This is a genomic window from Roseicyclus mahoneyensis, from assembly GCF_003148775.1.
Taxonomy (GTDB): Bacteria; Pseudomonadota; Alphaproteobacteria; order Rhodobacterales; family Rhodobacteraceae; genus Roseicyclus; species Roseicyclus mahoneyensis.
Window position 1 is genome coordinate 278339 of sequence record NZ_QGGW01000003.1, and the last position, 24362, is coordinate 302700.

The window sequence follows — 24362 nt, forward strand, 5'->3', positions numbered from 1 at the left end:
GCCAAGCATGCACGTTGAAAAACCGATCAACCCCTGGCTCCGGCAGGCGCTGGAGCTTGGGCCGCCGATCTTGTTCTTCCTTGCCTACATGCGGTTTCAGGATGTGACCTGGACCATCGGCGGGCGCGATTACGACGGCTTCATCCTCGTTACCGCAGGGTTCGTGCCGCTCTTGCTGCTGTCCATGGCCGTCTTGTGGAAGCTGACCGGCAAGGTCAGCCGATTGCAGGTCTTTACCGCCGTTATGGTGATCGTGTTCGGCGGGTTGACAGTCTGGCTGAACGACGAGCGGTTCTTCAAGATGAAGACGACGCTGGTGTACGGCTTTTTTGCCGTGACGCTGGGCATCGGCCTTTTGCGCGGACAAGGTTGGCTCAAGGTTTTGATGGGCGAGATGCTGCCCATGTCCGATCGTGGCTGGTTGATCCTGTCGCGGCGGCTGGCCATGGCCTTTGCGGCGATGGCAGTGGCCAACGAAGCGGTCTGGCGTACGCAATCGACCGAATTCTGGGTGACCTTCGAGACCTTCGGCCTGCCAGCCTTCCTGTTCGTGGCCTTCATGTCGCAGGCCAAGCTGATCGAGCGTGAAAGCCTCAGCGCTGGGGGCGACGACCCGGACGATCAAGGGGGCGCGGCGTAGGTTTCTTGCGCATCGGCGGGCGCTTGGGCTTTTCCTTGGCGACCGCGTGGCCTTCGACGGCGGCCTCTAACCCCAATTGGTCGCGCAAGACGCGCGGCTTGATTTCCTCGACCTCACCAGCCTTCAGCGTGCCCAGCCGGAACGGGCCATAGGACACGCGGATCAGGCGGTTCACGTCCAGCCCGATCTCGGTCATGGCGCGGCGGATCTCGCGGTTCTTGCCTTCGCGCAGGCCTACGGTCAGCCACGCATTCGCACCTTGCTGGCGGTCAAGCGTCGCTTCCATCGCCTGAAACCGTTCGCCGTCGATCACCAAGCCCTTGCGCAACGGCTCCAGCGTCGCCTCGGTCGGCGCACCCTTGACCCGCACGCGGTATTTGCGCAGCCAACCGGTCGAGGGGAGCTCGAGCTTGCGCTTGAGGCCGCCATCATTGGTCAGCAGCAACAGCCCCTCGGAATTGATGTCGAGCCGGCCCACGCTCATCACCCGCGGCAAGTCCGCAGGCAGGCTGTCGAACACGGTCTGGCGGCCCTTTTCGTCACTGGCCGAGGTCACAAGCCCGGTCGGCTTGTGGTAAAGCCACAGGCGCGGGCGGTCGGCCTCGCCCACTGCCTTGCCATCCACGGTGATCTTGTCGGCCTCGGTCACGTTCAGCGCGGGGCTGTCGATCACCTTGCCGTTCACGGTGACGCGGCCCGCCTCGATCAGGCGCTCCGCCTCGCGGCGGGAGGCGATCCCGGCGCGGCTGAGGCGTTTTGCGATGCGTTCAGGCTCACTCATATGTGCCGCATAGCGGTTTGACAGGCGAAGCGAAAGGCACGATCACGGCGGCCATGAGCGGTTTCATCACCTTCATGGATGCGGCGATGATTGAGGCGCGCGCGGCCGCCGCGGCGGGCGAGGTCCCGGTGGGCGCTGTCATCGTGAAGAACGGGCAGGTCATCGCGCGCGCGCGCAACCGCATGCGCGAGCTGACCGACCCCACGGCCCATGCCGAGATGCTGGCGATCCGCGCGGCCTGTCTGGCGTTGGGGTCCGAGCGGCTGATCGGGTGCGACTTGTGGGTGACGCTGGAACCTTGCCCCGCCTGCGCGGGCGCGATCGCGGCGGCGCGGCTCTCGCGGCTTTATTACGGGGCGAGCGATCCCAAATCCGGCGGCGTGGCGCAGGGGCCGCGTATCTTTGACCACAGCCAGGCGCATTGGGCGCCCGAGGTCTATGGCGGCATAGCCGAGGCCGAGGCGGCGGCGTTGATGCGCGACTTCTTCGCCGCCCGGCGCTGAGGGCAGGCAGCACTTGATCCCCCAAGAAAAAACCGCCCCGGCATCCGGGGCGGTTTCGATGTGACCAAAAGTGTCAGTGTGCTCAGTTCGCGTCGAAATACTTGAACATCACGCTATCATCGGCATCCACCACGGTCAGCCAGTCATCCGAAATGCCCCAGTTGAGCACCTGGTTGTGGATCGGGATGTAGATCAGCTCCTCCGAGGCCATGGCCCAAAGATCGGCGATGGTCTGATTGCGCGCCTCCAGATCCGTGTTCGAGGTCAGCGACTGGATCATCGCGTCCATCTCGGGGTTGGAATAGCGCGTGCCATTCCATGAGCCGCGCCCGTCGCCCAGCGTGTGGTAGAGGAAGTTGAAGACGTATTCCGAATCGTAGGTCGGAACGCCCCAGCCGAGCAGGTAGAAATCGGTCTGCAGGTTGGCGATCAGCGGGAAGTGCTGGGCGCGCGGCGTCGCCGACAGGTTCACGGTGATCCCGATCTGCGCCAGCATGCCGACGGCGGCCTGACAGATCCCTTCGTCATTGACGTAGCGGTCGTTGGGGCAATCGAGTTGGATCGAGAAGCCATCGGCATAGCCCGCCTCGGCCATCAGGGCGCGGGCGGCCTCCACGTCATAGGCGGGGTAAGCGTCCAGTGCCTCGGTCCAGCCGTTGACGGGCGGGGGCAGCATGGCGCCCGAAGGGTCCGACTGGCCGCGCATCACGACCTGCTGGATCGCCTCGCGGTTGACGGCGATGTTGATCGCCTGCCGCACCCGCACATCGGCCAGCGGATTGGCGCCCTCGACATTGTCGAGCGTCAGGTCGGCGTCGCCCACGTTCATGCCGAAAAAGATGTTGCGGTTCTGCGCCGCGGTGGCAAGGCCTATGCCGTCGGCCTCATCGACGCGAGCCAGATCCTGCACCGGCACGTCCTGGATGAAATCGACCTCGCCGGTCAAAAGCGCCGCCACGCGGGTGGCGGGGTTCTGGATCGGGGTGAAGATCAGTTCGGTGACCGCCATCGGAAAGGTGCCGATGCCCCAGTAATCGGGGTTTTGGGTCATCACCGTGCGCACATCGGCCTCGCGGCTTTGCAAGATGAAGGGGCCGGTGCCATTGGCATTGCGTGCGGCGAATGTGTCTTCGCCCGCGGCATAATCCTGCACCGCCTCGGCCCCGTTTGCGGCAGCCCAACCCGCATCCATCATCATGATGTTGGTCAGGTTGTTGGGCAAAAGCGGGTTCGGCCCGTCGGTCACGATCTCGACCGTGTAGGGGCCTGCCGCGCGCACCTCGACCACGCCGGTCAGCAATTCCTTGAAATTCGAGGTCTCGGACCGCGCGCGGTCGAGCGAGAACACCACGTCCTCGCTGTCGAAGGTTTCACCACCATGATAGGTCACGCCTTCGCGCAGCTGGAAAACCCAGACGTTGGGGTCATCCGCCGAGGGTTCCCAGCTGAGGGCCAGCGCGGGTTCCATCACGCCTTCCATGTTGCGCACGATCAGCGGCTCGTAGATCTGGTGCATCAAGGTGGTGGTCGGCCCCTCGTTCTGGGAATGCGGGTCGAGCGTCAGCGCCTCGGAGGCACGCGCCCAGCGGAGGGTTTCGGCCGAGGCGGCAGCGGCGGTCAACGCCGAGGTCGCCAGCAGGGCCGCGCCAAAGGCGGCGAAACGGGTGGTCATGGGGCAGCTCCCTGTTCGTTTTTTGTGGACTGCCGCCAGTATGGATAGGTTTGCAGGCTTGTCCAGCCATGCGGGGCAACGCCTGATGCAGGCCTCGCCCCGCATGCGGATCGTCAGGCGGCGCTGGTCAGGCCAAGGTGACGGCGCAGCGCCGCGGGCAGGTGGCGCGCGGCAGAGATGCGGGCGCGCGCCATTTCCGCCAACGGACGGTCAGCCCCGAAAAGCTCGACATATTCGGCGTAATTGTCAAAGCGCTGTCGCCCGGCATAGTCGATGAAGGTTTCCGCTGGGGTACCATTGGCCAGGATCACCTCATGGGAGGTCGTCTCGACATGGTAATAGGTGATGCGGTCGGGCAGGTCTGCGGCCGACATGACAGTGATGGTCGTGCCGTTCACCAGCGCGCCCGCGTTGATCATAAGGTCATCGAGGATCAGACCGTGATCGGCGCTGACGTAGAGATCCGTCTCGGGCAGGCCATGACCCAGCCCGCCGGCCTTGATGCGCACCGGCAGCATAGTGCTGCCGCCAAACCGCGGTGAGACGGACTGGCGGACGATCCATTCTACCGTCGTAGCAGCACCCGCGGCGGTCAGGAGCTTGTCGCCGATGGCCAGCTTTTCGACCGCGACATCGCCCGCAGATGTGCGGATCAGGGTGCCTTGCAGGAAGCAGAGGACAAAGTTGGCGGTGGAATACTCCGGGTCGGTCGTCGAGAAACTGGTGGGAAAGAAGTCGATCAAGCTGACGGGATCTATGGAGTCGAGAAAACTCTCACCGAAAGGGCTCCTGAAATGCAGAAAGGTGATCGACCCAAAGGTCACCGTCCCGAGAAAGGTCATCTGGAGATTGTCGGGCTCAAGCAAGAGAACCTCGCCCGGTTCCAGCGCGAATTCGGTGCTGCCCCCGATTTCGGTGTATGTGCCGGGCGCGCTGGGACTGAAGGTGCCAGTCCGCGTGTAGGTGATCCCGCCATCGCTGGAAGAATAATTTGCGAAGCTGCTTGTTGATATGGAGCCAAATTCAGGTGTCCTTTCGGTACTTTACAATACAAAACATCATCGCATGCACGCGACAGCCGGATGTTGGCATATCAAACAAGGCCGTCAATGGGATTGACGGCGCCGCGCGCGCGACAGGCGTGCAATCGACCGTCACCCCTGCTAGAGCATGGGCGCCCCCTGTCACGGCCCGAGGACCTGAGCCCGATGCCCGCCCCCGCCCAGCAAAATGCCTGGATCGACCGCTTCGACGGTCTGAGCAGCCTTGAGCCGCGCATCCGTGACCTGCTGACGGCGCGCAGCAAGGTCGTCACCTTGTCCAAGGGCACGACGATCTTTGCGCCCGGCAAATCGCCCGATCAGCTCTTGTTGTTGCTCAGCGGCACGGTGCGCGTGCAGCAACTGGCCGAAAACGGGCGCGAGGTGGTGCTTTACCGCGCCACGGCGGGCGAAAGCTGCGTGCTGACCACGGCTTGCATGCTGGCCTATGAGGATCACGCCGCCGAAGGCATCGCCGAGACCGAGGTGACGGCCGCCGCCATCCCGCGCGGGGTGTTCGACGATCTGGTCGCCTCGTCGCCCGAGTTCCGCACCTTTGTCTTTCGCGCCTATTCGCGGCGGATCACCGACCTGTTTCGCGTGATCGAGGATATCGCGTTCCGGCGGATGGACATTCGCCTCGCGCAGAAGATCATCGAACGTGCCGATACCGGGGTGCTCAAGGCGACCCATGCGCAGCTGGCCGCCGAGCTGGGCACCGCGCGCGAGGTCATCTCGCGGCAATTGGCGGAATTCCAGCGGCGCGGCTGGATCGCGCAATCCCGCGGCACGGTCGAGATCCTCGATTGCGACGGGCTGCGCGCATTGGCCGAGGCCTGAGGGGCGCGCCGGGCATGCTGACGGGGCTGGCGTATCCGGATCCTGAGCATACCTGTTTCGATTTGGCAGTTGTGTGACCAAGTCACAGATCGACTGCGACAGAATCGCTAGTCATCATGGCGCGAACAGGAAGGAGACCCGTCCAGATGACATCAATCGTTGAGCCATGCGTGCGCCCCCGTGCGGGAGGTGCCGCGTGATGGAAACCGCATTCACGCCTTGGCAGTCGCTGGGCGGCGGCGTGCTGATCGGCACGGCCTCGGTCCTTTTGATGCTGGCCGTGGGCCGCATCATGGGCGCGACCGGCATTCTGGCAGGCATCTTCGCGCCCGCCTCGGTCGCCGACATGAGCTGGCGCTTGGCGCTGCTGCTCGGCATGCTTACCGGTCCCGCCGTCTACTGGCTGGCAACGGGCGGCATGCCCGAGATCGCAGTGCCCGTGTCGATGCCGATGCTGCTGATCGGCGGCTTCATCGTGGGCGTGGGCGTCACCTATGGCTCGGGCTGCACCTCGGGTCACGGCGTCTGTGGCATGGCGCGGCTCAGCCCGCGCTCGATCGCGGCCACCATCACCTTCATGATCGCGACCGGCCTCACGGTCTTTGTCGTGCGCCATGTGATCGGAGGGTAAATCCATGCACCTGATCGTTCTCTTTCTCATTGGCGTGATCTTCGGGACCGGCATCGTCGTGTCGGGCATGGCCAATCCCGCCAAGGTCATCAACTTCTTCGACGTGGCGGGGACGTGGGACCCGAGCCTCATCTTCGTGATGGGCGGCGCGTTGATCGTCACCGCCGTGGGCTACCGGATCGTCTTCGGACGCGGCCGCCCGATCTTCGAAGGCAAGTTCAGCCTGCCCACCGCGCGCAATCTCGACGCGCGGCTGATCGGCGGCTCGGCGGTCTTCGGCATCGGCTGGGGCATCTCGGGCTTTTGCCCCGGCGGCGCGCTGCCGGCGCTGGGCACGGGGCGGATCGACGTGATCGCCTTTGTCGCGGCCATGCTTGCGGGCATCTTTGCCGCAAAATACCTGCAATCGCTGTCGCGCGCCCGCGCGCAGGCAGCCCAGTGATCCCGGAGGATCCCGACATGACCGACTATCCCGTCAACATGACCATCCAGCCGCAGGTGCAAGCCTTTTTCGACGAGGCCACCAACACGATCAGCTATATCGTGAAGGACCCGAATTCGCCCAGCTGCGCCATCGTCGACAGCGTGATGGACATCGATTACGCCTCGGGCCGCATCACCTATGGCCATGCCGATGCCCTGATCGCCGCGATCGAGACCCAAGGTCTCAAGCTCGAATGGATCATCGAGACCCATGTCCACGCCGATCACCTGTCGGCCGCGCCTTACATCCAGCAGAAATTGGGTGGCAAGATCGGCATCGGTTCCAAGATCATGGTGGTGCAAGACACATTCGGGAAGATCTTCAACGAAGGCACCGAGTTCCAGCGCGACGGCTCGCAGTTCGATGCCCTGTTCGAGGATGGCGACACTTACATGATAGGCACCATGCCCGCCTTGGCCATGTACACGCCCGGCCACACGCCCGCGTGCATGGTGCATGTGATGGGCGACGCGGCCTTTGTCGGCGACACGCTGTTCATGCCCGATGGCGGATCGGCGCGCGCCGATTTCCCCGGCGGGGATGCGGGCACGCTGTATGACAGCATCCACAAGGTGCTGGCGCTGCCCGACGAGATGCGGCTGTTCATGTGCCACGACTACGGCCCCAACGGGCGCGACATCGCATGGGAAACCACCGTGGGCGAGGAAAAGGCGCACAACATCCATGTCGGCGGGGGCAAGACGAAAGAGGATTTCGTCAAGTTCCGCACCGAACGCGACGCGCAACTGGGCATGCCCAAGCTGATCATCCCGTCGTTGCAGGTGAACATGCGCGCAGGCACCATCCCGACGGACAAGGACGGGCGCCCGATGCTCAAGGTGCCGGTCAACGGTCTGTGACCGCGACGCCGATCCGCCCCTGACCAGCCCCCCGGCGGCCAATCCGGTTGCCGGTGAAACCCTCTTGATTGTAACGATTTTCCCCGAAGGAGGCTCCGACATGGACGCCCGCAAAATCACTGATCGCCTGTCCGTCACAGGCCAGATCACCGCCGCCGATCTTCCCGCGCTTGCCGCGCAGGGCTATCGTACGATCATCTGCAACCGCCCCGATGGCGAAGAACCCGGCCAGCCGCCTGTTGCGGGAATCGAAGCTGCGGCCCGCAAGCTGGGCCTGCAGTTTCGCAATCTCCCGGTCATCCCCGGCCTTATCAAGGATCCCGACGCGCGCAGCTTTGGCCAGATGGTGCAGGACCTGCCCGGCCCGGTGCTGGCCTATTGCCGGTCTGGCGCGCGCTGTGGCGCGCTTTGGGCGATGGCGGCCGCCAAGATGACAGGCGCGAACTGACCCAACATCGAAGGCCGCCCGATCCGGGCTGCCCCAAACCCTGAAAAGACCGGCCCCATGTTCGAGACCTTGCGCAGATATGTTCCCGTCCTCGACTGGGGCCGCCGCTATAACCGCGAGGCGCTGCAAAGCGACATGATGGCGGCGGTGATCGTCACCATCATGCTGATCCCGCAATCGCTGGCCTATGCGATGCTGGCGGGATTGCCGCCCGAGGCGGGGCTTTACGCCTCGATCCTGCCGATCATCCTCTATGCGATCTTCGGCACGAGCCGCGCGCTGGCGGTGGGGCCGGTGGCGGTCGTGTCCTTGATGACGGCGGCGGCGGTGGGACAGGTCGCCGAACAGGGCACGGCCGGGTATGCCGTGGCCGCCCTCACGCTTGCGGCCATGTCGGGGGCTATCTTGCTGGGCATGGGATTGCTCAGGCTGGGATTTCTGGCGAATTTCCTGAGCCATCCGGTCATCGCGGGGTTCATCACGGCGAGTGGACTCCTGATCGCGGCCAGCCAGATCAAGCACGTCTTGGGCATTTCCGCTTCGGGGCATACCTTGCCCGAAATGCTGGGCTCGATCTGGACAAATTTGGGCGAGGTCAATCCGATCACGCTGGTCATCGGCGTAACGGCGACAGGGTTCTTGTTTTGGGTCCGCAAGGGGCTGAAGCCGCTCTTGTTGCGGCGCGGCATGCGTCCGCGGTTGGCCGATGTGGTGCAAAAGGCCGGCCCGGTTCTGGCGGTGGTGGTCACGACGCTGGCGGTCTGGGGTCTTGGCCTGTCGGACCGGGGCGTGTCCATCGTGGGGGCCGTACCGCAATCGCTGCCGCCCCTCACGCTGCCGAGTTTGGATTTCGGTCTGCTCACGGCTCTATTCGTGCCCGCGCTGCTGATTTCGGTGATCGGCTTCGTGGAATCCATTTCGGTCGCGCAGACCTTGGCGGCCAAGAAGCGGCAGCGCATCGACCCCAATCAGGAGTTGATCGGTCTGGGTGCGGCCAATCTTGGCGCAGGCTTCACCGGGGGCTATCCGGTCACGGGCGGGTTTGCCCGGTCGGTGGTGAACTTCGACGCCGGCGCCGAGACGCCGGCCGCCGGCGCCTATACGGCGGTGGGGCTGGCGATTGCCGCCATGGCGCTGACGCCGCTGATCTATTTCCTGCCCACGGCAACGCTGGCGGCGACGATCATCGTAGCGGTGCTGAGCCTTGTCGATTTCTCGATCCTGAAAACCGCATGGACCTATTCCAAGGCCGATTTCGCCGCTGTCACTGCCACGATCTTGCTGACGCTGGTTTTCGGCGTGGAAACGGGCGTGTCGGCAGGCGTGATCTTGTCGATCCTCTTGCATCTCTACAAGACATCAAAGCCGCATGTGGCCGAGGTCGGGCTGGTGCCCGGCACTCAGCATTTCCGCAACATCCACCGCCACAAGGTCGAAACCGACCCCGCCGTGCTGACCATCCGCATCGACGAGAGCCTGTATTTCCCAAACGCGCGCTTTCTCGAGGATTACGTTCTCGACCGTGTGGGCACCGGCGGGCCGATCCGGCATGTGGTGCTGATGTGCTCGGCCGTGAACGTGATCGACTTTTCCGCGCTCGAGGCGCTCGAGGCGCTGAACCACCGGCTCAGGGACATGGGCATCACGCTGCACCTGTCCGAGGTGAAGGGGCCGGTGACCGACCGGTTGAAGAAGACCCATTTCCTCGACGATCTGTCGGGACAGGTTTTCTTGTCGCAATATGACGCTTGGGTGGCCCTTACCGCCGGGCCGCCGCCTATGAAGTCGGCGGAGTAGAAGACGAGAAACTGCGGTTTCTCGTGCGGGAAAACTGCAGTTTTCCCGTTCCCCTCAGTCCACCACGCTCAACGCGGGTTTGGTGGCGCGCACCATGGCGCGGCCGTTCGTGTCGAAAAACAAGATCGCGCCCGCATCGGTTTCCAGCCGCAGCGATTGCGCGACCTTGATCCGGCTGCCATGCCCGTCGCGCAGGACCAGACGATCTGCGCCGATGCGCAGGTGGACCAGGGTTTCGGCGCCCAGCGCCTCGACCAGCGTCACCTCGGCCTCAACGCCCTCGCGCCCGATGCGGAGCTGCTCGGGGCGCACGCCGACGGCCCCGGCAGCCGCAGGCGCACCGCCCGCGACCGCGCCGAAGGCCTGGCCTGCGGGCGAGGTGATGTCGAAAACGTTCATCGGGGGTGCGCCGATGAATTCGGCGACGAAGCGGCTGGCGGGGTTTTCGTAGAGGTCCATCGGCGTGCCGATCTGTTCGATCTGGCCGTTCGACATGATCACGATACGGTCGGCGAGGCTCATCGCCTCGACCTGATCGTGGGTCACGAAGACGAAGGTGGCCCCGAGGCGGCGGTGCAGGTCCTTGAGCTCGGCGCGTAGCTGTGTACGCAGCTTCGCGTCGAGGTTCGAGAGCGGCTCGTCGAAGAGGAACACGGCGGGTTCGCGGACGATGGCGCGGCCCATGGCGACGCGCTGGCGCTGGCCGCCCGAGAGCGCGCGGGGCTTTCGGTCGAGATACTGGGTGATCTGCAGCGTTTCGGCGGCCTGCGCGATGCGGCGGTCGATCTCGGGCCGGGGGGTGCCGCGATTGCGCAGCCCGTATTCCATGTTCCGGCGCACCGACATGTGCGGGTAAAGCGCGTAGTTCTGGAACACCATGGCGATGTCACGCTCGGCCGGTTCCAGCTTGTTCACGATGCGGCCCGCGATCTCCACCTCGCCCTCGGTGATGGTCTCGAGCCCCGCGATCATGCGCAGGATCGTCGACTTGCCGCAGCCCGAGGGGCCGACCAGCACGATAAACTCGCCATCCGCGATGTCGACCGAGGCGCCCCGGACGGCGCTGACGCCGCCCAGATAGGTCTTGCCCACATCTCTCAGTTTCAGCTCGGCCATGGTTATTTCTCGCTGTCCACGAGGCCCTTCACGAAGAGCCTTTGCATGAAGATGACGACGGCGACGGGCGGCAGCATAGCCAGCACGGTCACCGCCATGATGGAATTCCACAAGGGTTCGCTGTCGACCACGTCGGACATGCGTTTGATGCCCGCGACGATGGTCTGGTAGCTGTCGTCGGTCGTGACAAGGATCGGCCAGAGATACTGGTTCCAGCCGTAGATGAAGAGGATGACGAAGAGGGCCGCGATATTGGTCTGCGACATCGGCAGAAGGATGTCGCGGAAGAATTTCATCGGGCCCGCGCCGTCGATGCGGGCGGCCTCCATCATCTCGTCGGGGATGGTCAGGAAGACCTGCCGGAACAGGAAGGTGGCGGTGGCCGATGCCATCAGCGGCACGGTCAGGCCGTAGTAGCTGTTGAGCATGTTGAGGTTCGCGATCACCTGGAAGGTGGGCACGATCCGCACCTCGACGGGCAGCATCAGGGTGATGAAGATCATCCAGAAGGCCAGCACCCGAAAGGGAAAGCGGAAATAGACGATGGCGAAGGCCGAGAGGATCGAGATGACGATCTTTCCGACCGCAATGGCCAAGGCCATGATCATGGAGTTGGTCAGCATGACCCCGATCGGGACGGACATCTGCGCGGCGATCCCGCCCTGAAACACGCCCGTGTAGCTTTCGACCGCGTTCGTGCCGGGCAGGAGCGGGATGGTGCCGGAGGTGAAGGCCGTCGGCCCATGCGTCGAGGCGATGACGGCCACATAGACCGGAAAGGCCACGATGATGACGCCGCAGATCAGGACGGCATGGGCGAGGTAGTCGAGCCAGCGTTGATTTTCGACCATTGGACCGGCCCCCCTCAGTAGGTCACGCGCCGTTCCACGAAGCGGAACTGGATGACGGTCAGGACGATGACGAGGCCCATCAGGATTACCGATTGGGCGGCCGACGAGCCGAAGTTGAGACCCACGAAGCCGTCGCGGAACACCTTGTAGACGAGGATGTTGGTGGCTTGTGCGGGCCCGCCTTCGGTGGTGGCGTCGATCACTGCGAAGGTTTCGAACAACGTGTAGACGATGTTGACCACGAGCAGGAAGAAGGTCGTGGGCGACAGCAGCGGCAAGGTGATGGTCCAGAACCGCTTGAACGGGCCCGCGCCGTCGATGGCGGCGGCCTCGCGCAGGGAATTGGGGATGGACTGGAGGCCTGCGAGGAAGAAGAGGAAATTGTAGCTGATCTGCTTCCACGCGGCGGCGATCACGACGAGGATCATGGCGTCCGACGGCGTCAGCAGGTGGTTCCAGTCGTAGCCGAACCAGTTCTCGAGGATGTAGGGCATGATGCCGATGGTCGGGTTGAAGATGAACCACCACAAGATGCCCGCAACAGCCGGGGCAACGGCATAGGGCCAGACGAGAAGGGTGGTGTAGGCGCGCCCCGAGCGGATCATGCGGTCGACGGCCAAGGCAAGGATGAGGGAGACGCCAAGCGCGAGGATCACGGTCGAGACCGAGAAGATCACCGTGACCTTGAGCGCGTTGAGGTATTCGGGGCTGTCGAGCAGGCGGGTGTAGTTGCGCCAGCCCACGAAGGTGAAGTTCAGGCCAAAGGCATCTTCGCGCAGGAAGGAGGTGCGCACGGCCTGCGCCGCGGGCCAGAGGAAGAAGATGCAGGTGATGATGATCTGTGGTGCCAGCAGCAGGTAGGGCAGGCCCTTGTTGCCGAAGATCGTGCGTTTGGTCTGCATCCTGCCCCCAAGCTGGACATGCCCGCGCCGCGAGGCACGCGATGGAAAGGCCCGCGCCGCAACAGGTGCGGCGCGGGCCGGTGATCAGGTCAACGGGATCAGCCGTTGGCGTCTTCGAAATCGCGGATCAGCGCGTTGCCGCGTTCCACGACCGCGTCGAGCGCGCCCTGCGCATCGACGGCACCCGAGAGCAGACGCTCGAATTCCTCGTCGATGACGGTGCGGATTTGGACGTAGTTGCCAAAGCGCAGGCCGCGGGAATTGTCGGTCGGCGGGTTCATGTTCATCTGGTTGATGGACACATCGGCGCCGGGGTTGGCGGCATAGTAGCCCTGCGCTTCGCTCAGTTCATAGGCGGCCTGGGTGATCGGCAGGTAGCCGGTATCCTGGTGCCACTGGGCCTGCACATCGGGTGAGGAGAGGAAGTTGAAGAAGGCGGCCACGCCGGCCTCTTCCTCGGGGGTGCCACCGGCCAGAACCCAGAGCGTCGCCCCGCCGATGATCGAGTTCTGCGGTGCGCCCTCGACGTCGTCGTAATAGGGCAGCATGCCGAAGCCGACTTCGAATTCGGTGGCGTTGTTCAGAACGCCCGCGCGCGAGGCCGAGGAGTTCATGTAGATTGCGCACTGCTGAGCGTAGAAGGCCGGGGGTGCATCATTGCCGCCGCCGGGGCCACCGTAGCGGAACACGCCTTCGGCCTGCCAGCGGGCGAGGTTTTCCCAGTGACGGACCTGAACCGGGCCGTTCACGGTCAGTTCGGTCTCAAGCCCACCGAAGCCGTTGGACAGGGTCCCGATCGGCTGGTTGTGCCAGGCCGAGAAGTTTTCCAGCTGTGCCCAGCTGACCCAACCGGTCGTGAAGCCGCAAGGGGCAGCGCCCGAGGACATGATCTGACGCGAGAATTCCTCGACTTCCGCCCAGGTGCGCGGCGGCTGTTCGGGGTCAAGACCTGCGGCCTCGAACACGTCCTTGTTGTAATAGAGGATTGGGGTGGAAGAGTTGAAGGGCATCGACAGCATGTTGCCGTTGGGGTCGGTGTAATAGCCGACGACGGCGGGAAGGAAGGCCGTGGGGTCGAAATCGGCGCCGGTGCTGGCCATCAGTTCGTACACGGGGACGATGGCGCCCTGCGCGGCCATCATGGTGCCGGTGCCGACCTCGAAGACCTGCACGATGTTGGGCTGTTCGCCCGCGCGGAAGGCCGCGATCGCGCCGGTCATCGTCTCGGTGTAGGAACCGCGATAGCTGGGGACGACGACGTAATCGGACTGCGAGGCGTTGAAGGCGGTGGCCAGCGCTTCGGTCTTTTCGCCCAGTTCGCCGCCCATGGCGTGCCACCAGTCAATCTGGGTCTGGGCTGTGGCCGCGCTGCTCAGGGCAAGGACGCTGACGGCGCTTGCCGCAGCGAAGTGACGGAATTTCATATGTTTCTCCTCCGGCCGGTCGCCCGGCGCTTCATGTCGGTCAGGAAACGAAAGTGGGCCGTCGTGGCCCTCCCTCCGCATGGCGCTTAGCGCTCTTTTGTGACAGGTATGTTACACCTTGCGGCGGATTGAGACATCACGTCGGGACGGAAATCAACTAAAAGACAAATCGGCAGCGCAAGTTTTTGCGTTTGCAACGATCGGCCCCGTTCAGGCCGCAAGATCGATCCAGACCGGCACGTGATCGGATGGCTTGTCGCGCCCGCGCACGGGTTTGTCGATGCCTGCATCTGCCAGCAGGTCCGCGGCCTGCGGGCTGAGCAGCAGGTGGTCGATGCGGATGCCGTTGTTCCGCTCCCACGCGCCGGCCTGATAGTCCCAGAAACTGTAGAGGCCATGAGCCTGAGTGCGGGCGCGGATGGCTTCGGTGAAGCCGAGGTTCAGGATGCGGCGATAGGCGGCCCGGCTTTGCGGCAGGGCGAGCGCGTCTGCGCGCCAGACCTCGGGCTTGGCGGCATCTTCGTCTTGCGGGATGACGTTATAGTCGCCTGCCACGACCAGCGGCATTTCTTGCGCCAGAAGGGTCCGGGCGTGCGCCTCCATCCGGGCCATCCACGCCAGTTTGTAGTCGTATTTCGGCCCCGGCGCCGGGTTGCCGTTGGGCAGGTAGAGGCCCGCCACGCGCACGGCGGTGGTCTCGCCCATCACGGTCGCCTCGATCCAGCGGGCCTGTTCGTCGGCCTCGTCGCCGGGCAGGCCGCGCGTCACATCTTCCAGCGGCAGGCGCGACAGTATGGCGACGCCGTTGAAGCCCTTTTGGCCGTGGGTTTCAACCCGGTAGCCCATGTCCTCGAACTGCGCGCGCGGGAACCCCTCGTCGACGGATTTGATCTCCTGCAACAAGGCCACATCGGGCTGAAACTCGCCCAGCCAGTCGCTCAGCGCCTCGACCCTCGCCTTGATGCCGTTGATGTTGAACGTCGCGATCTTCATGCCCGCCTCCGCCGATGTGCCAGACCGCGCCCGTTTCCGCATCAGATTGCGGCGGACGCGCTTTGGCGCGGCCCTGCGATGACCGCAAAATGGCCCCATTGGTTCCACAGTGGAAACAGAGGCGCAGTCTATTCATCCCATGCTGGCCTTCGGACAGCAAGATGGAGACACAATGCCGATCTATACGGATCAGACCATTGCGGGGAATTTCGACCCCGGTGTGCCGCCGCCCTTGCCGGTGACGATCACGGTCGTGACGATGACGATCGACGATGCCGATGGTGACGGGCTGATCCGCCCCAACAGTGGCGACACGATCAATGGCAGTATCGTGAACGCGGTCTGGGTTGGCGATACGGTGACGATCAATGGCGTCACCATCACCGGCGTGACCTTCTACACTAACGACGGCGGCCGCTATTTCACGCCTTCGGACGGGTCCGTCCTGATCGACGGGGCGACGGCGACGGCTGTCACCTTCGTCACCGCAAGCACGCAATTTCCCGTGGGCAACCTTGGTCCGCCCTGTTTCGTGGCCGGGACTCGCATCGCCGTGCCCGGGGGCGAGGTCCGGGTCGAAGAGCTGCGGATCGGCGATCTGGTCGAAACGCTAGACCATGGCCCGCTGCCGCTGCGCTGGGTCGGGCGGCGGACCGTGCCGGCCTTCGGCGCCCATGCGCCAATCCGGTTCGAAGCTGGTGCCTTGGGCGATCACCGCACGCTGTTCGTGTCACCGCTGCATTGCGTGTTGATCGACGATTGGCGCGCCGAGGTGCTGTTTGGCGAGACCGAGGTGCTGTGTCCGGCGCATCTGCTGGTCAATGGCGACAAGATCCGGCGCGCCCCCCGCGCCGAGGTCACCTATGTGCATCTGATGTTCGACACGCATGAAATCGTTCACGCCGAAGGGATGGCGAGCGAGAGCTTCTTGTTCGGGGACTACCTGTGCCACCCGAAAAGCCCGCTGCGGGCCGAGATCCTTGCCGCCGTCGCCGACACGCCTGCTGGTCCGGGCCCCCAGATGACGGCCGCCCGCCGGGTGTTGCGGCGTCACGAGGCGGCCTTGCTGGTTGACATGCAGGCCGGGGCGCTGTGCGACGCGGCCTGACGGCCCGCGCCGGGCATCGGGTCACATCGAGAAGGACGTGCCGCAGCCGCAAGACGAGGAGGCGTTGGGGTTCTGGATCGTGAAGCGCGCGCCGATCAGTTCCTCGGTGAAGTCGATGACGGCATCGGCGAGAAAGGGAAGGGACACGGCATCGACCACCACCTTCTGCCCGCCGCCTTCCAGCACCAGATCGTCGGCGGCCGGATCATCGAGCTTGATCTCATATTGAAAGCCCGAACAGCCGCCGCCTTCGACAGCGATGCGCAATGCCTTGGCCTCGCCCGCGGCCTCGTTGATCTCGGCCAGCCGTGCATAGGCGCGGTCGGTGACCTTGGGCGGAACGGTCAGGGTGAGGGTCATGGGCGGCAATCCTTCCGGCGCTGTCGCATTCTGTGCCCTGAGCATATATGAACCCGGTCAACTCCGACAAGAAGCGGAACCGATACGATGCGCGCGCCTTTTGCCTGCGACCCGACCCAGACCCGCGGCCGCCGCGTGGCCGAGGACGAAAGCACCTTTCGCTCGCCCTTTCAGCGCGACCGCGACCGGATCATCCACGCCTCGGCCTTTCGCCGCCTGAAGCACAAGACGCAGGTCTTCGTGGAACACGAAGGCGATTATTTCCGCACCCGGCTCACCCATTCGATCGAGGTGGCGCAGGTGGCGCGCACCATTGCCCGCGCGCTGGGGCTGGACGAGGACCTGACAGAAGCCGTGGCGCTGGCCCATGATCTGGGTCACCCGCCCTTTGGCCATACTGGCGAGGATGCGCTTCAGGCGCTGATGGCGCCCCATGGCGGGTTCGATCACAATGCGCAGGCGATCCGGATCGTGACCCATCTTGAACGCCATTACGCTGAGTTCGACGGGTTGAACCTGACATGGGAAACCCTTGAGGGGATTGCGAAACACAATGGTCCGGTTGCCCCCCCGACGCCCTGGGCGCTGGCGGAATATTGCGACGCCCATGATCTGGAGCTGTCGACCCATGCCAGCGCCGAGGCACAGGTCGCCGCCATCGCCGATGACGTGGCCTACAATCACCACGACCTGCATGACGGGTTGCGGGCGGAGCTGTTTTCGACCGACGATCTGGCCGAACTGCCTATCCTGCGCGACTGTTTCGCCGAGGTCGACCGCCGCTACCCGGGCCTCAACTACTACCGCCGCCGCCACGAGGCGCTGCGCCGGTTTTTCGGCGTGCTGGTCGAGGATGTGATCGCATATGCGGGCACGGAATTGGCCACGCTGAACCCCGCCAGCCCGACTGACATCCGTGCCGCTGGGCGGCCGATCATCCGGTTTTCCAAAGGCCTGTTCGACGATCTAAAGGTGATCCGCGATTTCTTGTTCCACCGCATGTACCGGGCACCTTCGGTGATCGTGATGCGGCGCGAGGTGACGGCGGTGGTCCATGACCTGTTTCCGCATTTCATGGCCAACCCGCAGGAATTGCCCAAACAATGGCGCAAGGACGTGGAGGAGGTGACGGGCGAGACCGCACTGGCGCGGCTGGTGTCGGATTACATCTCGGGGATGACGGACCGTTTCGCGCTGCAGACCCATGCGCGGATTTTCGGCGAAGCAAACAGGTCTGCGGCGAAACCATTGGAAAACCTGTAGTGACAACTACGATGGGTCACGGCAGGCTTTCCGCCTTCAACCAAAAGGAATTCATCGCCATGACCACGACCCGCATCATTCCTGCAACTGCATTCGTCATTGTGCTGCCAGCAATTTGCATGGCTCAAGGCTTTGATGGCGTTTACGAATACGCCTTTTGCGACACGCCGCCCTATGTCGCCCTTGTCATCGACGGGGCCAACATGAGTTTCTACGAGACGCCTTGCACGCTGTCCGACGATACCCCGGTCGACGAACCGTCGGGCGGTATCCAATACACGATGTCATGCGATTACGGCGGCGGTCCGCAGGTGCAGACAGCCCTGTTCTACCGCAATGCCGATGGCGATCTTGTGCTCAGGGTCGACGGAAACGAAGATCGGTTCGTCACCTGCAATTGACCGCGCGTCAGGGCTGGGAACGGCAAGGCAAGGCCCCGGGCACGTCGAAACGCTGGATTGGGGCTGGGCATGGGGCTAGGGTCTCTGCATCACCCATAAGATGAGGGACATCCCACATGCCTGTCCGACCTTTCCGATCGCTTGCCACAGCTGCCGTCCTGAGTGCCGCCCTTGCCGTTCCGGGCGTATCCCAGACGTACGACGGCATCTATAACGGGGATCAATGCGGGCTGGGCTACCGCAACGAACTGGCGCTCGACATCTACTGGCCCGGGCTGACCTTCTACGAAAGCCATTGCGACGTTACGGCCCGGACGCCGGTTGCCGGTCTGTATGATACCTTTGTCTATACCGCGACCTGCCGGAGCGAGGGCCAGACCTGGACGCGGTCCTTCATGCTCGTGTCCGACAATTCCGGCGGTGTCGTGCTGGTGGAGGACGGTTACGCGGAAGTCTTCCACTATTGCGGGCACTGACAGAAGGGCAGGCAGAGAGGGGGGCGGTAGGCCCGCCTGCCTTGCGGGGTCATGGTTTGTGCCAGTTTGGGCTCTGTCGATTGACCTCCGGCCCAACCGTGGTAGGACGCAGGCACCAGATCCGTTAGGTGCAAGATGACCCTGTTTGCCGATATCCACGTTGCAACTCTTGCCGCGCTTTCCGCGTTGGAAGCCGAGGGCACGCTGCCCGCAGGCCTCGACCGGTCGGCTGTCGCGGTTGAGCCGCCGCGCGATGCGGCGCATGGCGACATGGCGACGAATGCGGCGATGGTTCTGGCAAAACCCGCCGGCATGAAGCCGCGCGACATCGCCGAGGCGCTGGCGGTCAAGCTCGTCGCTGATCCGCGGATCGCCAGCGCCGAGGCGGCGGGGCCGGGGTTCTTGAACCTCCGGCTGACGGCCGAGGCTTGGCGCGGCGTCATCGCGGCCATTCTGGATCAGGGGGCGGCCTATGGCCGGTCCGACATGGGGCAGGGGCGGCGGGTGAACGTCGAATACGTCTCGGCCAACCCCACGGGGCCGCTGCATGTGGGCCATACGCGCGGCGCGGTCTTCGGCGACGCGCTGGCCAGCGTTCTAGCCTTCACCGGGCATGAGGTGACGCGGGAATACTACATCAACGACGGCGGCGCGCAGGTCGATGTTCTGGCACGGTCGGTCTACCTGCGCTACCTAGAAGCGCATGGGCAGGAGGTGGCTTTTGCCGATGGCACCTACCCCGGCGACTACCTGATCGAGGTCGGGCAGGCGCTCAAGGACAAGGTCGGCGACAGGTTCGTGGGCACCGAAGAACAGGTCTGGCTGGAAGAGATCCGCGATTTCGCCACCGACAAGATGATGGAGCTGATCCGCGAGGATCTGGCCGCCTTGGGCGTGGCGATGGACGTGTTCTACTCCGAGAAATCGCTCTACGGCACCGGCCGGATCGAGGCGGCGCTGGCCGATCTGCGCGGCAAGGGCCTGATCTACGAGGGCGTGCTGGAACCGCCCAAGGGCAAGACGCCTGAGGATTGGGAGCCGCGGACACAGACCCTGTTCCGCTCGACCGATTTCGGCGACGACGTCGACCGCCCGGTGATGAAGTCGGACGGCAGCTGGACCTATTTCGCCCCCGACATCGCCTATCATTTCGACAAGATCTCAAGGGGTTTCGACGAGCTGATCGACATTTTCGGCGCCGATCACGGTGGCTATGTCAAACGGATGAAGGCGGCGGTCGCGGCGCTGTCGGACAGTCGCGTGCCGCTCGACATCAAGCTGACGCAGCTGGTCAAGCTCAGGCGCGGGGACGAAGAACTGAAGATGTCAAAGCGGGCGGGCACCTTCGTGACGCTGCGCGACGTGGTCGAGATGGTGGGCTCGGACGTCACCCGGTTCGTCATGCTGACGCGCAAGAACGACGCGCCGCTGGATTTCGACGTGGAAAAGGTTCGTGAACAATCCAAGGACAACCCGGTCTTTTATGTGCAATACGCTCATGCCCGGATCAGCTCCGTCCTGCGGCGCGCGGCGGAACAGGGTGTGTTCCCCGGCGGGGCCGATGATCTGGCCTGCATCGCCGATCCGGTCGAATTGGCGCTGACAGCAAAGCTGGCGGAATGGCCCCGGATCGTGGAAAGCGCCGCCCAGACCCATGAGCCGCACAAGATCGCCTTTTACCTCTATGACCTGTCGTCGGAGTTTCACGGGCTGTGGAACAAGGGCAATTCCGACACCACGTTGCGCTTCTGGCAAGAGGACGATCATGCCACAAGCCGGGGAAAACTGGCGTTGATTCGGTCCGTGGCGATTGTCATTTCCAACGGTCTTGGTATTCTTGGAGTTAAACCGGCCGACAAGATGTAAGGCGATCAAGACCTTCCGCCGGCCAGATCGAGACAGGCAAGGCCCCGGCGCCCCCGCGCGCCGACAAAAAGGGGCGCATGGGCAGGCATGGCAGGATATGGCGGATTTCGACTATTTCGAGACGGATGAGGCACATGCCACGCCGCGCAACGGTGCGGCACAGCTTGACGCGACCGCAGGCGGGCCCCGGATCGGCACCTTGGTCAATTGGGCAGGTGCGGTGATTTCGCTCGGTCTGGTTATCGGAATGGTGGTCTGGGCCTATCAACTGACGGTCCGCGACATGTCCGGCGTGCCGGTGATCCGCGCCCTCGAAGGCCCGATGCGCGTCGCCCCGGCCGATCCGGGCGGCACGCAGGCCGAACATCAGGGTTTGGCCGTCAACCGCTTGGCCGAAGGCGCTGAGGCAGCACCTGTGCCCGACCGGCTGATCCTTGCGCCCCCGCCCGTCGATCTGGATGTGAGCGCGCTGGCCTCTGCCTCGGCGGCAAATCTTGTTCCCGTGACCGAGACCGCCGCGGTGGCCACCGAGTCCGAGGCTCCCACACCCGCCGAGGTCGCTGCAAGCACACAGGCCCTGATCGAGCGGCTGATGGACCGGGCCGAACCGCTTGGGCCGGTGTCATCCGATACGCCGGCGTCCGTGGTGTCCGCCAGCCCAGTGCCAGCAGTGGCCAATGCGGGCGAATCCCTCCAGATCATTCCTGCGTCGGTTCCGGGTCCGTCGCGGTCGCTGCGCCCGCCGTCGCGGCCCGCAACGCTGGCGGCCTTGGCATTTTCCGGCCCAGCCACGAGCGCGCTGGCAGTCGAGACGGTGCCAGAACTGGAAGCCGCCGACCTGCCGGAAGGCACACGGCTGGTCCAGCTTGGTGCCTTCGACACGCCCGAGATCGCGCGGGCCGAATGGGACAGGCTGACGGCGCGCTTCCCGGATTACTTCGCAGGTCGCCCCCGCGTGATCCAGCAGGCAACCTCGGGCGGATCGGCCTTTTACCGGCTGCGCGCGCATGGCTTCGACGATCTGGCCGCCTCGCGCCGGTTCTGCGCCGTGCTGATGGCACAAAACGCGCCCTGCATTCCCGTGACGGTCAGGTAGGGCGGCGCGCATGGCCGGGCTTTCCGCCACGATCCTCGGCTGCGAAGGTCCGCGCCTGTCGCCCGACGAGGCGCGTTTTTTCTCCGAGGCGCAGCCTTGGGGGTTCATCCTCTTTGCCCGCAACATCGAGGATCCGACGCAACTTCTGGCGCTGACCTCGGACCTGCGCGCGGCGGTGGGGCGCGACGCGCCGATCCTGATCGATCAGGAAGGCGGCCGGGTTCAGCGGATGCGTCCGCCATATTGGCGGCAGTGGCGACCGGCGCTTGACCAGATGGCGCAGGCAGGCCCCTTGCGCGCCGCGCGCGCCATGCGTCTGCGCGCGCGCATGATCGCGCATGAATTGCGCAGCGTCGGCATAGACGTGAACTGCATGCCACTGGCCGACGTGGCGCGCGACACGACGCATCCGGTCCTGAAGAACCGGCTCTATGGCACCGAACCCGACACGGTGATCGGTGCGGGGCGTGCGGTCGCCGAGGGGCTTTTGGCGGGCGGGGTGTTGCCGGTGCTCAAGCACCTGCCGGGTTACGGTCTGGGCGAGGTGGACAGCCACAAGACCCTGCCGCGCGTCACCGCCCCTCTGGAAGAACTCAAGCGCGTCGATTTCGCGGCCTTCCGCCCGCTCGTGCATCTGCCCTTGGGGATGACCGCCCATATCGTCTACGAGGCGTTGGGCGACGAGTTGCCCGCCACGCTGTCGCCCGCAATGATCGCCATGATCCGCGACGAGATCGGGTTTCAGGGCGCCTTGATGACCGACGATCTGTCGATGGGCGCGCTGCCCGGCCCACTCGGGGACCGTGCGGCCCGTGCGCGCGCGGCGGGCTGCGACCTGATCTTGCATTGCAACGGCGAGCGCCCCGAGATGGAGGCCGTCGTGGCCCATTCCGGCGCGCTCGACGGCGCATCGCTGACAAGGGCGGAGGCCGCCTTGGCCGCCCGCACCACGCCTGCACCGCTTGACATCGAGGCCGCCGAGGCTGACCTTGCCGACCTTCTGGACGGAGAGGTCTATGGCTGATCGGCCCATCGCCGCCAATGACGCCGAGCCCGAATGGGATGCCGTCGCCTCGCGCCGCGCGGCCGAGGCGCTGATCGTCGATGTGGACGGGTTCGAAGGGCCGCTCGACCTGCTGCTGACGCTGTCACGCACGCAAAAGGTCGATCTGCGGCGCGTCTCGATCTTGCAACTGACCGAACAGTATCTGGTCTTCATCGAACAGGCGCGCACGCTCCGGATCGAACTTGCGGCCGACTACCTTGTCATGGCGGCTTGGCTCGCCTTTCTCAAATCGCGTCTGCTGCTGCCGCCCGACCCGACCGAGGAGGGGCCATCGGGCGAGGAAATGGCCGCCTATCTGGCCTTTCAGCTCGAACGACTGGCCGCGATGCGCGATTGCGCCGCGAAACTGATGGCGCGCGATCGGCTGTTTCAGGACCGCTTCCCGCGCGGCGCGTCCGACGAAATCACGACCGCGCGCAAGATCACCTATAGCGCCGGGCTGCTCGACCTGATGCAGGCCTATGCCCGCATCCGCACCCGCGACGATTTCCGCCCCTTCGTCATGGACCGCGATCATGTGCTGACGATGGAACAGGCGCTGGACCGGATGCGCGGGTTGATCGGCTATGCGGGCGACTGGACCGATTTGATGAGCTATCTGCCGGACGGCTGGCAGCTTGACCCCCAACGCCGCAGGTCGGCCACGGCGGCGAATTTCGCCGCTGCGCTGGAACTGGCCAAGGCGGGCCGGGTGCAGATCCGCCAGACCGAGAGTTTTGCCCCCATCGAGTTGCGCCGCAGGGACGACCGATGAGCGATGCGCATGACGCCCGCGGCGAAAGCTTGTTCCGCGCGCCGCCCTTGGCCGAACAGGAACGCATGGTCGAGGCGATGTTGTTTGCCAGCCCCGCGCCGATGACGCTGGCCGAGATGGAGGCGCGGATGCCCCATGGCTCGGACCCCGCCGAGGCGGTGCAACTCTTGCGCCGTCGCTATGAGGGGCGCGGCGTGCAGGTCACGCGCGTCGGCGATGCCTGGGCGATGCGTACGGCGGCGGATCTGGGCTTCCTCATGGCGCGCGAGACGGTGGAGACGCGGAAACTCAGCCGCGCGGCCATCGAGACGCTGGCGATCATCGCCTATCACCAGCCTGTGACGCGCGCTGAGATCGAGGAGATCCGCGGCGTGAGCGTGTCGCGTGGCACAGTGGACCAATTGATCGAACTGGAATGGGTGCGCTTTGGCCGCCGCAAGATGACGCCGGGCCGGCCAGTGACCTATGTGGTCACGCAAGGGTTTCTGGACCATTTCGGGCTGGAAAGCGCGCGTGACCTGCCCGGCCTCAAGGAATTGCGCGAAGCGGGTCTGCTGGAAAGCCGCCCGCCCGAGGGGGCAGAGGCCGAGTTGCCCCGCGATGACGGGACGGGCGACATGTTCGAGGATGATGCCGAAGCGCAATTGCCGCCCGAGGACGAGGATTTCTGAGACCCCTCCGAATTCCGCCGCAATCATGCTATACCCGACTGCGATGGCACCCCCCAAAGCGGCCCGCGTCAAGACGGGCACAGGCGAAAGGCAGACAGATGGACCGTATCCTGAACATGATTTTCCGACGCGTGATCGGGCGGCTGATGAACCGTGGCATCGACGCCGGGATCAGCCGCATGTCACGCGGCAACGCAGGCGAGGCGACGCCCGCCCAGCAGGCGCAGACCCGCCAGACCGCGCAGCGCACGAAACAGGCGATGCGGATGGCGCGGCGGATAGGCCGGTTCTGACAGCCCCGGCGAGCTGTGTCACGCGC

Annotated in this window: 27 protein-coding genes; 18 read left to right on the forward strand and 9 right to left on the reverse strand. The window is 64.7% G+C overall.

Annotation, left to right across the window (positions count from 1 at the left end; all coding sequences use genetic code 11):
* Nucleotides 1-7: 7 nt before the first annotated feature.
* The gene (locus C7455_RS08495) at nt 8-640 is read left to right on the forward strand and encodes an inner membrane-spanning protein YciB (RefSeq protein ID WP_109667558.1); all 633 of its coding nucleotides are present in this window, start codon (nt 8-10) and stop codon (nt 638-640) included.
* Here C7455_RS08495 and C7455_RS08500 read toward each other — a convergent pair.
* Complete coding sequence (locus C7455_RS08500) at nt 594-1421, reverse strand: pseudouridine synthase (RefSeq protein ID WP_109667335.1); 828 nt, start codon at nt 1419-1421, stop codon at nt 594-596. The two genes, C7455_RS08495 and C7455_RS08500, sit on opposite strands and share 47 nt — an antisense overlap.
* Nucleotides 1422-1474: 53 nt before the next feature.
* Between C7455_RS08500 and C7455_RS08505 the strand changes: the two genes are divergently transcribed.
* On the forward strand, nt 1475-1924 hold the full coding sequence (locus C7455_RS08505) for a nucleoside deaminase (protein WP_245904266.1): 450 nt from the start codon (nt 1475-1477) through the stop codon (nt 1922-1924).
* Nucleotides 1925-2006: 82 nt separating this feature from the next.
* On the opposite strand, the gene C7455_RS08510 is transcribed toward C7455_RS08505, so the two are convergent.
* Entirely contained in the window at nt 2007-3596 is a 1590-nt protein-coding gene (locus tag C7455_RS08510; RefSeq protein WP_109667337.1) for an ABC transporter substrate-binding protein, read from the reverse strand.
* Nucleotides 3597-3709: 113 nt separating this feature from the next.
* Complete coding sequence (locus tag C7455_RS08515) at nt 3710-4438, reverse strand: Hint domain-containing protein (protein WP_146199961.1); 729 nt, start codon at nt 4436-4438, stop codon at nt 3710-3712.
* Nucleotides 4439-4804: 366 nt separating this feature from the next.
* On the opposite strand from C7455_RS08515, the gene C7455_RS08520 reads away from it, so the two are divergent.
* From C7455_RS08520 to C7455_RS08545, 6 genes are all read left to right on the forward strand, one after another.
* The gene (locus C7455_RS08520) at nt 4805-5476 is read left to right on the forward strand and encodes a Crp/Fnr family transcriptional regulator (RefSeq protein ID WP_109667340.1); all 672 of its coding nucleotides are present in this window, start codon (nt 4805-4807) and stop codon (nt 5474-5476) included.
* A 199-nt stretch (nt 5477-5675) separates the two neighbouring features.
* A complete protein-coding gene (locus tag C7455_RS08525; RefSeq protein WP_109667342.1) occupies nt 5676-6107 on the forward strand; it encodes a YeeE/YedE family protein in 432 nt (143 codons plus the stop codon).
* A 4-nt stretch (nt 6108-6111) separates the two neighbouring features.
* Nucleotides 6112-6549 carry a DUF6691 family protein gene (locus C7455_RS08530; protein ID WP_109667343.1) on the forward strand — a complete coding sequence of 146 codons (438 nt, stop codon included), beginning with the start codon at nt 6112-6114 and terminating at the stop codon, nt 6547-6549.
* A 17-nt stretch (nt 6550-6566) separates the two neighbouring features.
* Nucleotides 6567-7451: an MBL fold metallo-hydrolase gene (locus tag C7455_RS08535; RefSeq protein WP_109667561.1), complete on the forward strand. Its 885-nt coding sequence runs from the start codon at nt 6567-6569 to the stop codon at nt 7449-7451.
* A 100-nt stretch (nt 7452-7551) separates the two neighbouring features.
* On the forward strand, nt 7552-7899 hold the full coding sequence (locus C7455_RS08540) for a protein tyrosine phosphatase family protein (RefSeq protein ID WP_109667345.1): 348 nt from the start codon (nt 7552-7554) through the stop codon (nt 7897-7899).
* Nucleotides 7900-7956: 57 nt separating this feature from the next.
* Nucleotides 7957-9696: a SulP family inorganic anion transporter gene (locus tag C7455_RS08545; protein WP_109667346.1), complete on the forward strand. Its 1740-nt coding sequence runs from the start codon at nt 7957-7959 to the stop codon at nt 9694-9696.
* A 54-nt stretch (nt 9697-9750) separates the two neighbouring features.
* On the opposite strand, the gene C7455_RS08550 is transcribed toward C7455_RS08545, so the two are convergent.
* The 5 genes from C7455_RS08550 to xth all read right to left on the reverse strand — a co-directional run bounded on the left by C7455_RS08550 (nt 9751) and on the right by xth (nt 14982).
* Nucleotides 9751-10812: an ABC transporter ATP-binding protein gene (locus tag C7455_RS08550; RefSeq protein ID WP_109667348.1), complete on the reverse strand. Its 1062-nt coding sequence runs from the start codon at nt 10810-10812 to the stop codon at nt 9751-9753.
* Nucleotides 10813-10814: 2 nt separating this feature from the next.
* On the reverse strand, nt 10815-11663 hold the full coding sequence (gene ugpE / locus C7455_RS08555) for a sn-glycerol-3-phosphate ABC transporter permease UgpE (protein ID WP_109667349.1): 849 nt from the start codon (nt 11661-11663) through the stop codon (nt 10815-10817).
* A 14-nt stretch (nt 11664-11677) separates the two neighbouring features.
* Nucleotides 11678-12565: a sn-glycerol-3-phosphate ABC transporter permease UgpA gene (gene ugpA, locus C7455_RS08560; protein ID WP_109667351.1), complete on the reverse strand. Its 888-nt coding sequence runs from the start codon at nt 12563-12565 to the stop codon at nt 11678-11680.
* A 98-nt stretch (nt 12566-12663) separates the two neighbouring features.
* Nucleotides 12664-13989 carry a sn-glycerol-3-phosphate ABC transporter substrate-binding protein UgpB gene (gene ugpB, locus C7455_RS08565; protein WP_109667352.1) on the reverse strand — a complete coding sequence of 442 codons (1326 nt, stop codon included), beginning with the start codon at nt 13987-13989 and terminating at the stop codon, nt 12664-12666.
* 210 nt (nt 13990-14199) lie between these two features.
* The gene (gene xth / locus C7455_RS08570) at nt 14200-14982 is read right to left on the reverse strand and encodes an exodeoxyribonuclease III (RefSeq protein ID WP_109667563.1); all 783 of its coding nucleotides are present in this window, start codon (nt 14980-14982) and stop codon (nt 14200-14202) included.
* 172 nt (nt 14983-15154) lie between these two features.
* Here xth and C7455_RS08575 point away from each other — a divergent pair, with 172 nt between their 5' ends.
* Nucleotides 15155-16090, forward strand: a complete 936-nt coding sequence (locus C7455_RS08575) for a Hint domain-containing protein (RefSeq protein WP_170119033.1) — start codon at nt 15155-15157, stop codon at nt 16088-16090.
* Between the two features lie 21 nt (nt 16091-16111).
* Here the strand turns inward: C7455_RS08575 and C7455_RS08580 are convergent, their stop codons facing one another.
* Complete coding sequence (locus tag C7455_RS08580; protein ID WP_109667565.1) at nt 16112-16438, reverse strand: HesB/IscA family protein; 327 nt, start codon at nt 16436-16438, stop codon at nt 16112-16114.
* A 99-nt stretch (nt 16439-16537) separates the two neighbouring features.
* Here C7455_RS08580 and C7455_RS08585 point away from each other — a divergent pair, with 99 nt between their 5' ends.
* From C7455_RS08585 to C7455_RS08625, 9 genes are all read left to right on the forward strand, one after another.
* Nucleotides 16538-17713, forward strand: a complete 1176-nt coding sequence (locus tag C7455_RS08585) for a deoxyguanosinetriphosphate triphosphohydrolase (RefSeq protein ID WP_109667356.1) — start codon at nt 16538-16540, stop codon at nt 17711-17713.
* Nucleotides 17714-17772: 59 nt separating this feature from the next.
* Nucleotides 17773-18114: a hypothetical protein gene (locus tag C7455_RS08590; RefSeq protein WP_146199962.1), complete on the forward strand. Its 342-nt coding sequence runs from the start codon at nt 17773-17775 to the stop codon at nt 18112-18114.
* Nucleotides 18115-18230: 116 nt separating this feature from the next.
* Nucleotides 18231-18590, forward strand: coding sequence for a hypothetical protein (locus C7455_RS08595; RefSeq protein WP_109667359.1), 360 nt, complete (start codon nt 18231-18233; stop codon nt 18588-18590).
* A gap of 135 nt (nt 18591-18725) precedes the next feature.
* Nucleotides 18726-20456, forward strand: a complete 1731-nt coding sequence (gene argS, locus C7455_RS08600) for an arginine--tRNA ligase (RefSeq protein ID WP_109667360.1) — start codon at nt 18726-18728, stop codon at nt 20454-20456.
* A 97-nt stretch (nt 20457-20553) separates the two neighbouring features.
* Nucleotides 20554-21552 (forward strand): SPOR domain-containing protein, encoded by a 999-nt coding sequence (locus tag C7455_RS08605; RefSeq protein ID WP_109667362.1) that lies wholly within the window; start codon nt 20554-20556, stop codon nt 21550-21552.
* A 10-nt stretch (nt 21553-21562) separates the two neighbouring features.
* Nucleotides 21563-22576 (forward strand): glycoside hydrolase family 3 N-terminal domain-containing protein, encoded by a 1014-nt coding sequence (locus C7455_RS08610; RefSeq protein WP_109667364.1) that lies wholly within the window; start codon nt 21563-21565, stop codon nt 22574-22576.
* Entirely contained in the window at nt 22569-23372 is an 804-nt protein-coding gene (locus tag C7455_RS08615) for a segregation and condensation protein A (RefSeq protein WP_109667365.1), read from the forward strand. Before C7455_RS08610 ends, C7455_RS08615 begins: the two co-directional genes overlap by 8 nt.
* The gene (scpB, locus tag C7455_RS08620; RefSeq protein WP_109667367.1) at nt 23369-24043 is read left to right on the forward strand and encodes an SMC-Scp complex subunit ScpB; all 675 of its coding nucleotides are present in this window, start codon (nt 23369-23371) and stop codon (nt 24041-24043) included. Before C7455_RS08615 ends, scpB begins: the two co-directional genes overlap by 4 nt.
* Before the next feature lie 98 nt (nt 24044-24141).
* The gene (locus C7455_RS08625; RefSeq protein ID WP_109667368.1) at nt 24142-24336 is read left to right on the forward strand and encodes a hypothetical protein; all 195 of its coding nucleotides are present in this window, start codon (nt 24142-24144) and stop codon (nt 24334-24336) included.
* Nucleotides 24337-24362: the final 26 nt, after the last annotated feature.

Excerpts from the sequence above, each read along its gene's own strand:
- C7455_RS08500 (WP_109667335.1), bottom strand. The coding sequence starts at position 1,421 with ATGAGTGAGCCTGAACGCATCGCAAAACGCCTCAGCCGCGCCGGGATC.
- C7455_RS08585 (WP_109667356.1), top strand. The coding sequence starts at position 16,538 with ATGCGCGCGCCTTTTGCCTGCGACCCGACCCAGACCCGCGGCCGCCGC.
- argS (WP_109667360.1), top strand. The coding sequence starts at position 18,726 with ATGACCCTGTTTGCCGATATCCACGTTGCAACTCTTGCCGCGCTTTCC.
- C7455_RS08545 (WP_109667346.1), top strand. The coding sequence starts at position 7,957 with ATGTTCGAGACCTTGCGCAGATATGTTCCCGTCCTCGACTGGGGCCGC.
- ugpB (WP_109667352.1), bottom strand. The coding sequence starts at position 13,989 with ATGAAATTCCGTCACTTCGCTGCGGCAAGCGCCGTCAGCGTCCTTGCC.
- C7455_RS08505 (WP_245904266.1), top strand. The coding sequence starts at position 1,475 with ATGAGCGGTTTCATCACCTTCATGGATGCGGCGATGATTGAGGCGCGC.
- ugpE (WP_109667349.1), bottom strand. The coding sequence starts at position 11,663 with ATGGTCGAAAATCAACGCTGGCTCGACTACCTCGCCCATGCCGTCCTG.
- C7455_RS08590 (WP_146199962.1), top strand. The coding sequence starts at position 17,773 with ATGACCACGACCCGCATCATTCCTGCAACTGCATTCGTCATTGTGCTG.
- C7455_RS08575 (WP_170119033.1), top strand. The coding sequence starts at position 15,155 with ATGCCGATCTATACGGATCAGACCATTGCGGGGAATTTCGACCCCGGT.
- C7455_RS08625 (WP_109667368.1), top strand. The coding sequence starts at position 24,142 with ATGGACCGTATCCTGAACATGATTTTCCGACGCGTGATCGGGCGGCTG.
- ugpA (WP_109667351.1), bottom strand. The coding sequence starts at position 12,565 with ATGCAGACCAAACGCACGATCTTCGGCAACAAGGGCCTGCCCTACCTG.
- C7455_RS08550 (WP_109667348.1), bottom strand. The coding sequence starts at position 10,812 with ATGGCCGAGCTGAAACTGAGAGATGTGGGCAAGACCTATCTGGGCGGC.
- C7455_RS08595 (WP_109667359.1), top strand. The coding sequence starts at position 18,231 with ATGCCTGTCCGACCTTTCCGATCGCTTGCCACAGCTGCCGTCCTGAGT.
- C7455_RS08540 (WP_109667345.1), top strand. The coding sequence starts at position 7,552 with ATGGACGCCCGCAAAATCACTGATCGCCTGTCCGTCACAGGCCAGATC.
- C7455_RS08610 (WP_109667364.1), top strand. The coding sequence starts at position 21,563 with ATGGCCGGGCTTTCCGCCACGATCCTCGGCTGCGAAGGTCCGCGCCTG.
- C7455_RS08510 (WP_109667337.1), bottom strand. The coding sequence starts at position 3,596 with ATGACCACCCGTTTCGCCGCCTTTGGCGCGGCCCTGCTGGCGACCTCG.
- C7455_RS08605 (WP_109667362.1), top strand. The coding sequence starts at position 20,554 with ATGGCGGATTTCGACTATTTCGAGACGGATGAGGCACATGCCACGCCG.
- C7455_RS08525 (WP_109667342.1), top strand. The coding sequence starts at position 5,676 with ATGGAAACCGCATTCACGCCTTGGCAGTCGCTGGGCGGCGGCGTGCTG.
- C7455_RS08520 (WP_109667340.1), top strand. The coding sequence starts at position 4,805 with ATGCCCGCCCCCGCCCAGCAAAATGCCTGGATCGACCGCTTCGACGGT.
- xth (WP_109667563.1), bottom strand. The coding sequence starts at position 14,982 with ATGAAGATCGCGACGTTCAACATCAACGGCATCAAGGCGAGGGTCGAG.
- C7455_RS08495 (WP_109667558.1), top strand. The coding sequence starts at position 8 with ATGCACGTTGAAAAACCGATCAACCCCTGGCTCCGGCAGGCGCTGGAG.
- C7455_RS08535 (WP_109667561.1), top strand. The coding sequence starts at position 6,567 with ATGACCGACTATCCCGTCAACATGACCATCCAGCCGCAGGTGCAAGCC.
- C7455_RS08515 (WP_146199961.1), bottom strand. The coding sequence starts at position 4,438 with ATGACCTTTCTCGGGACGGTGACCTTTGGGTCGATCACCTTTCTGCAT.
- scpB (WP_109667367.1), top strand. The coding sequence starts at position 23,369 with ATGAGCGATGCGCATGACGCCCGCGGCGAAAGCTTGTTCCGCGCGCCG.
- C7455_RS08615 (WP_109667365.1), top strand. The coding sequence starts at position 22,569 with ATGGCTGATCGGCCCATCGCCGCCAATGACGCCGAGCCCGAATGGGAT.
- C7455_RS08530 (WP_109667343.1), top strand. The coding sequence starts at position 6,112 with ATGCACCTGATCGTTCTCTTTCTCATTGGCGTGATCTTCGGGACCGGC.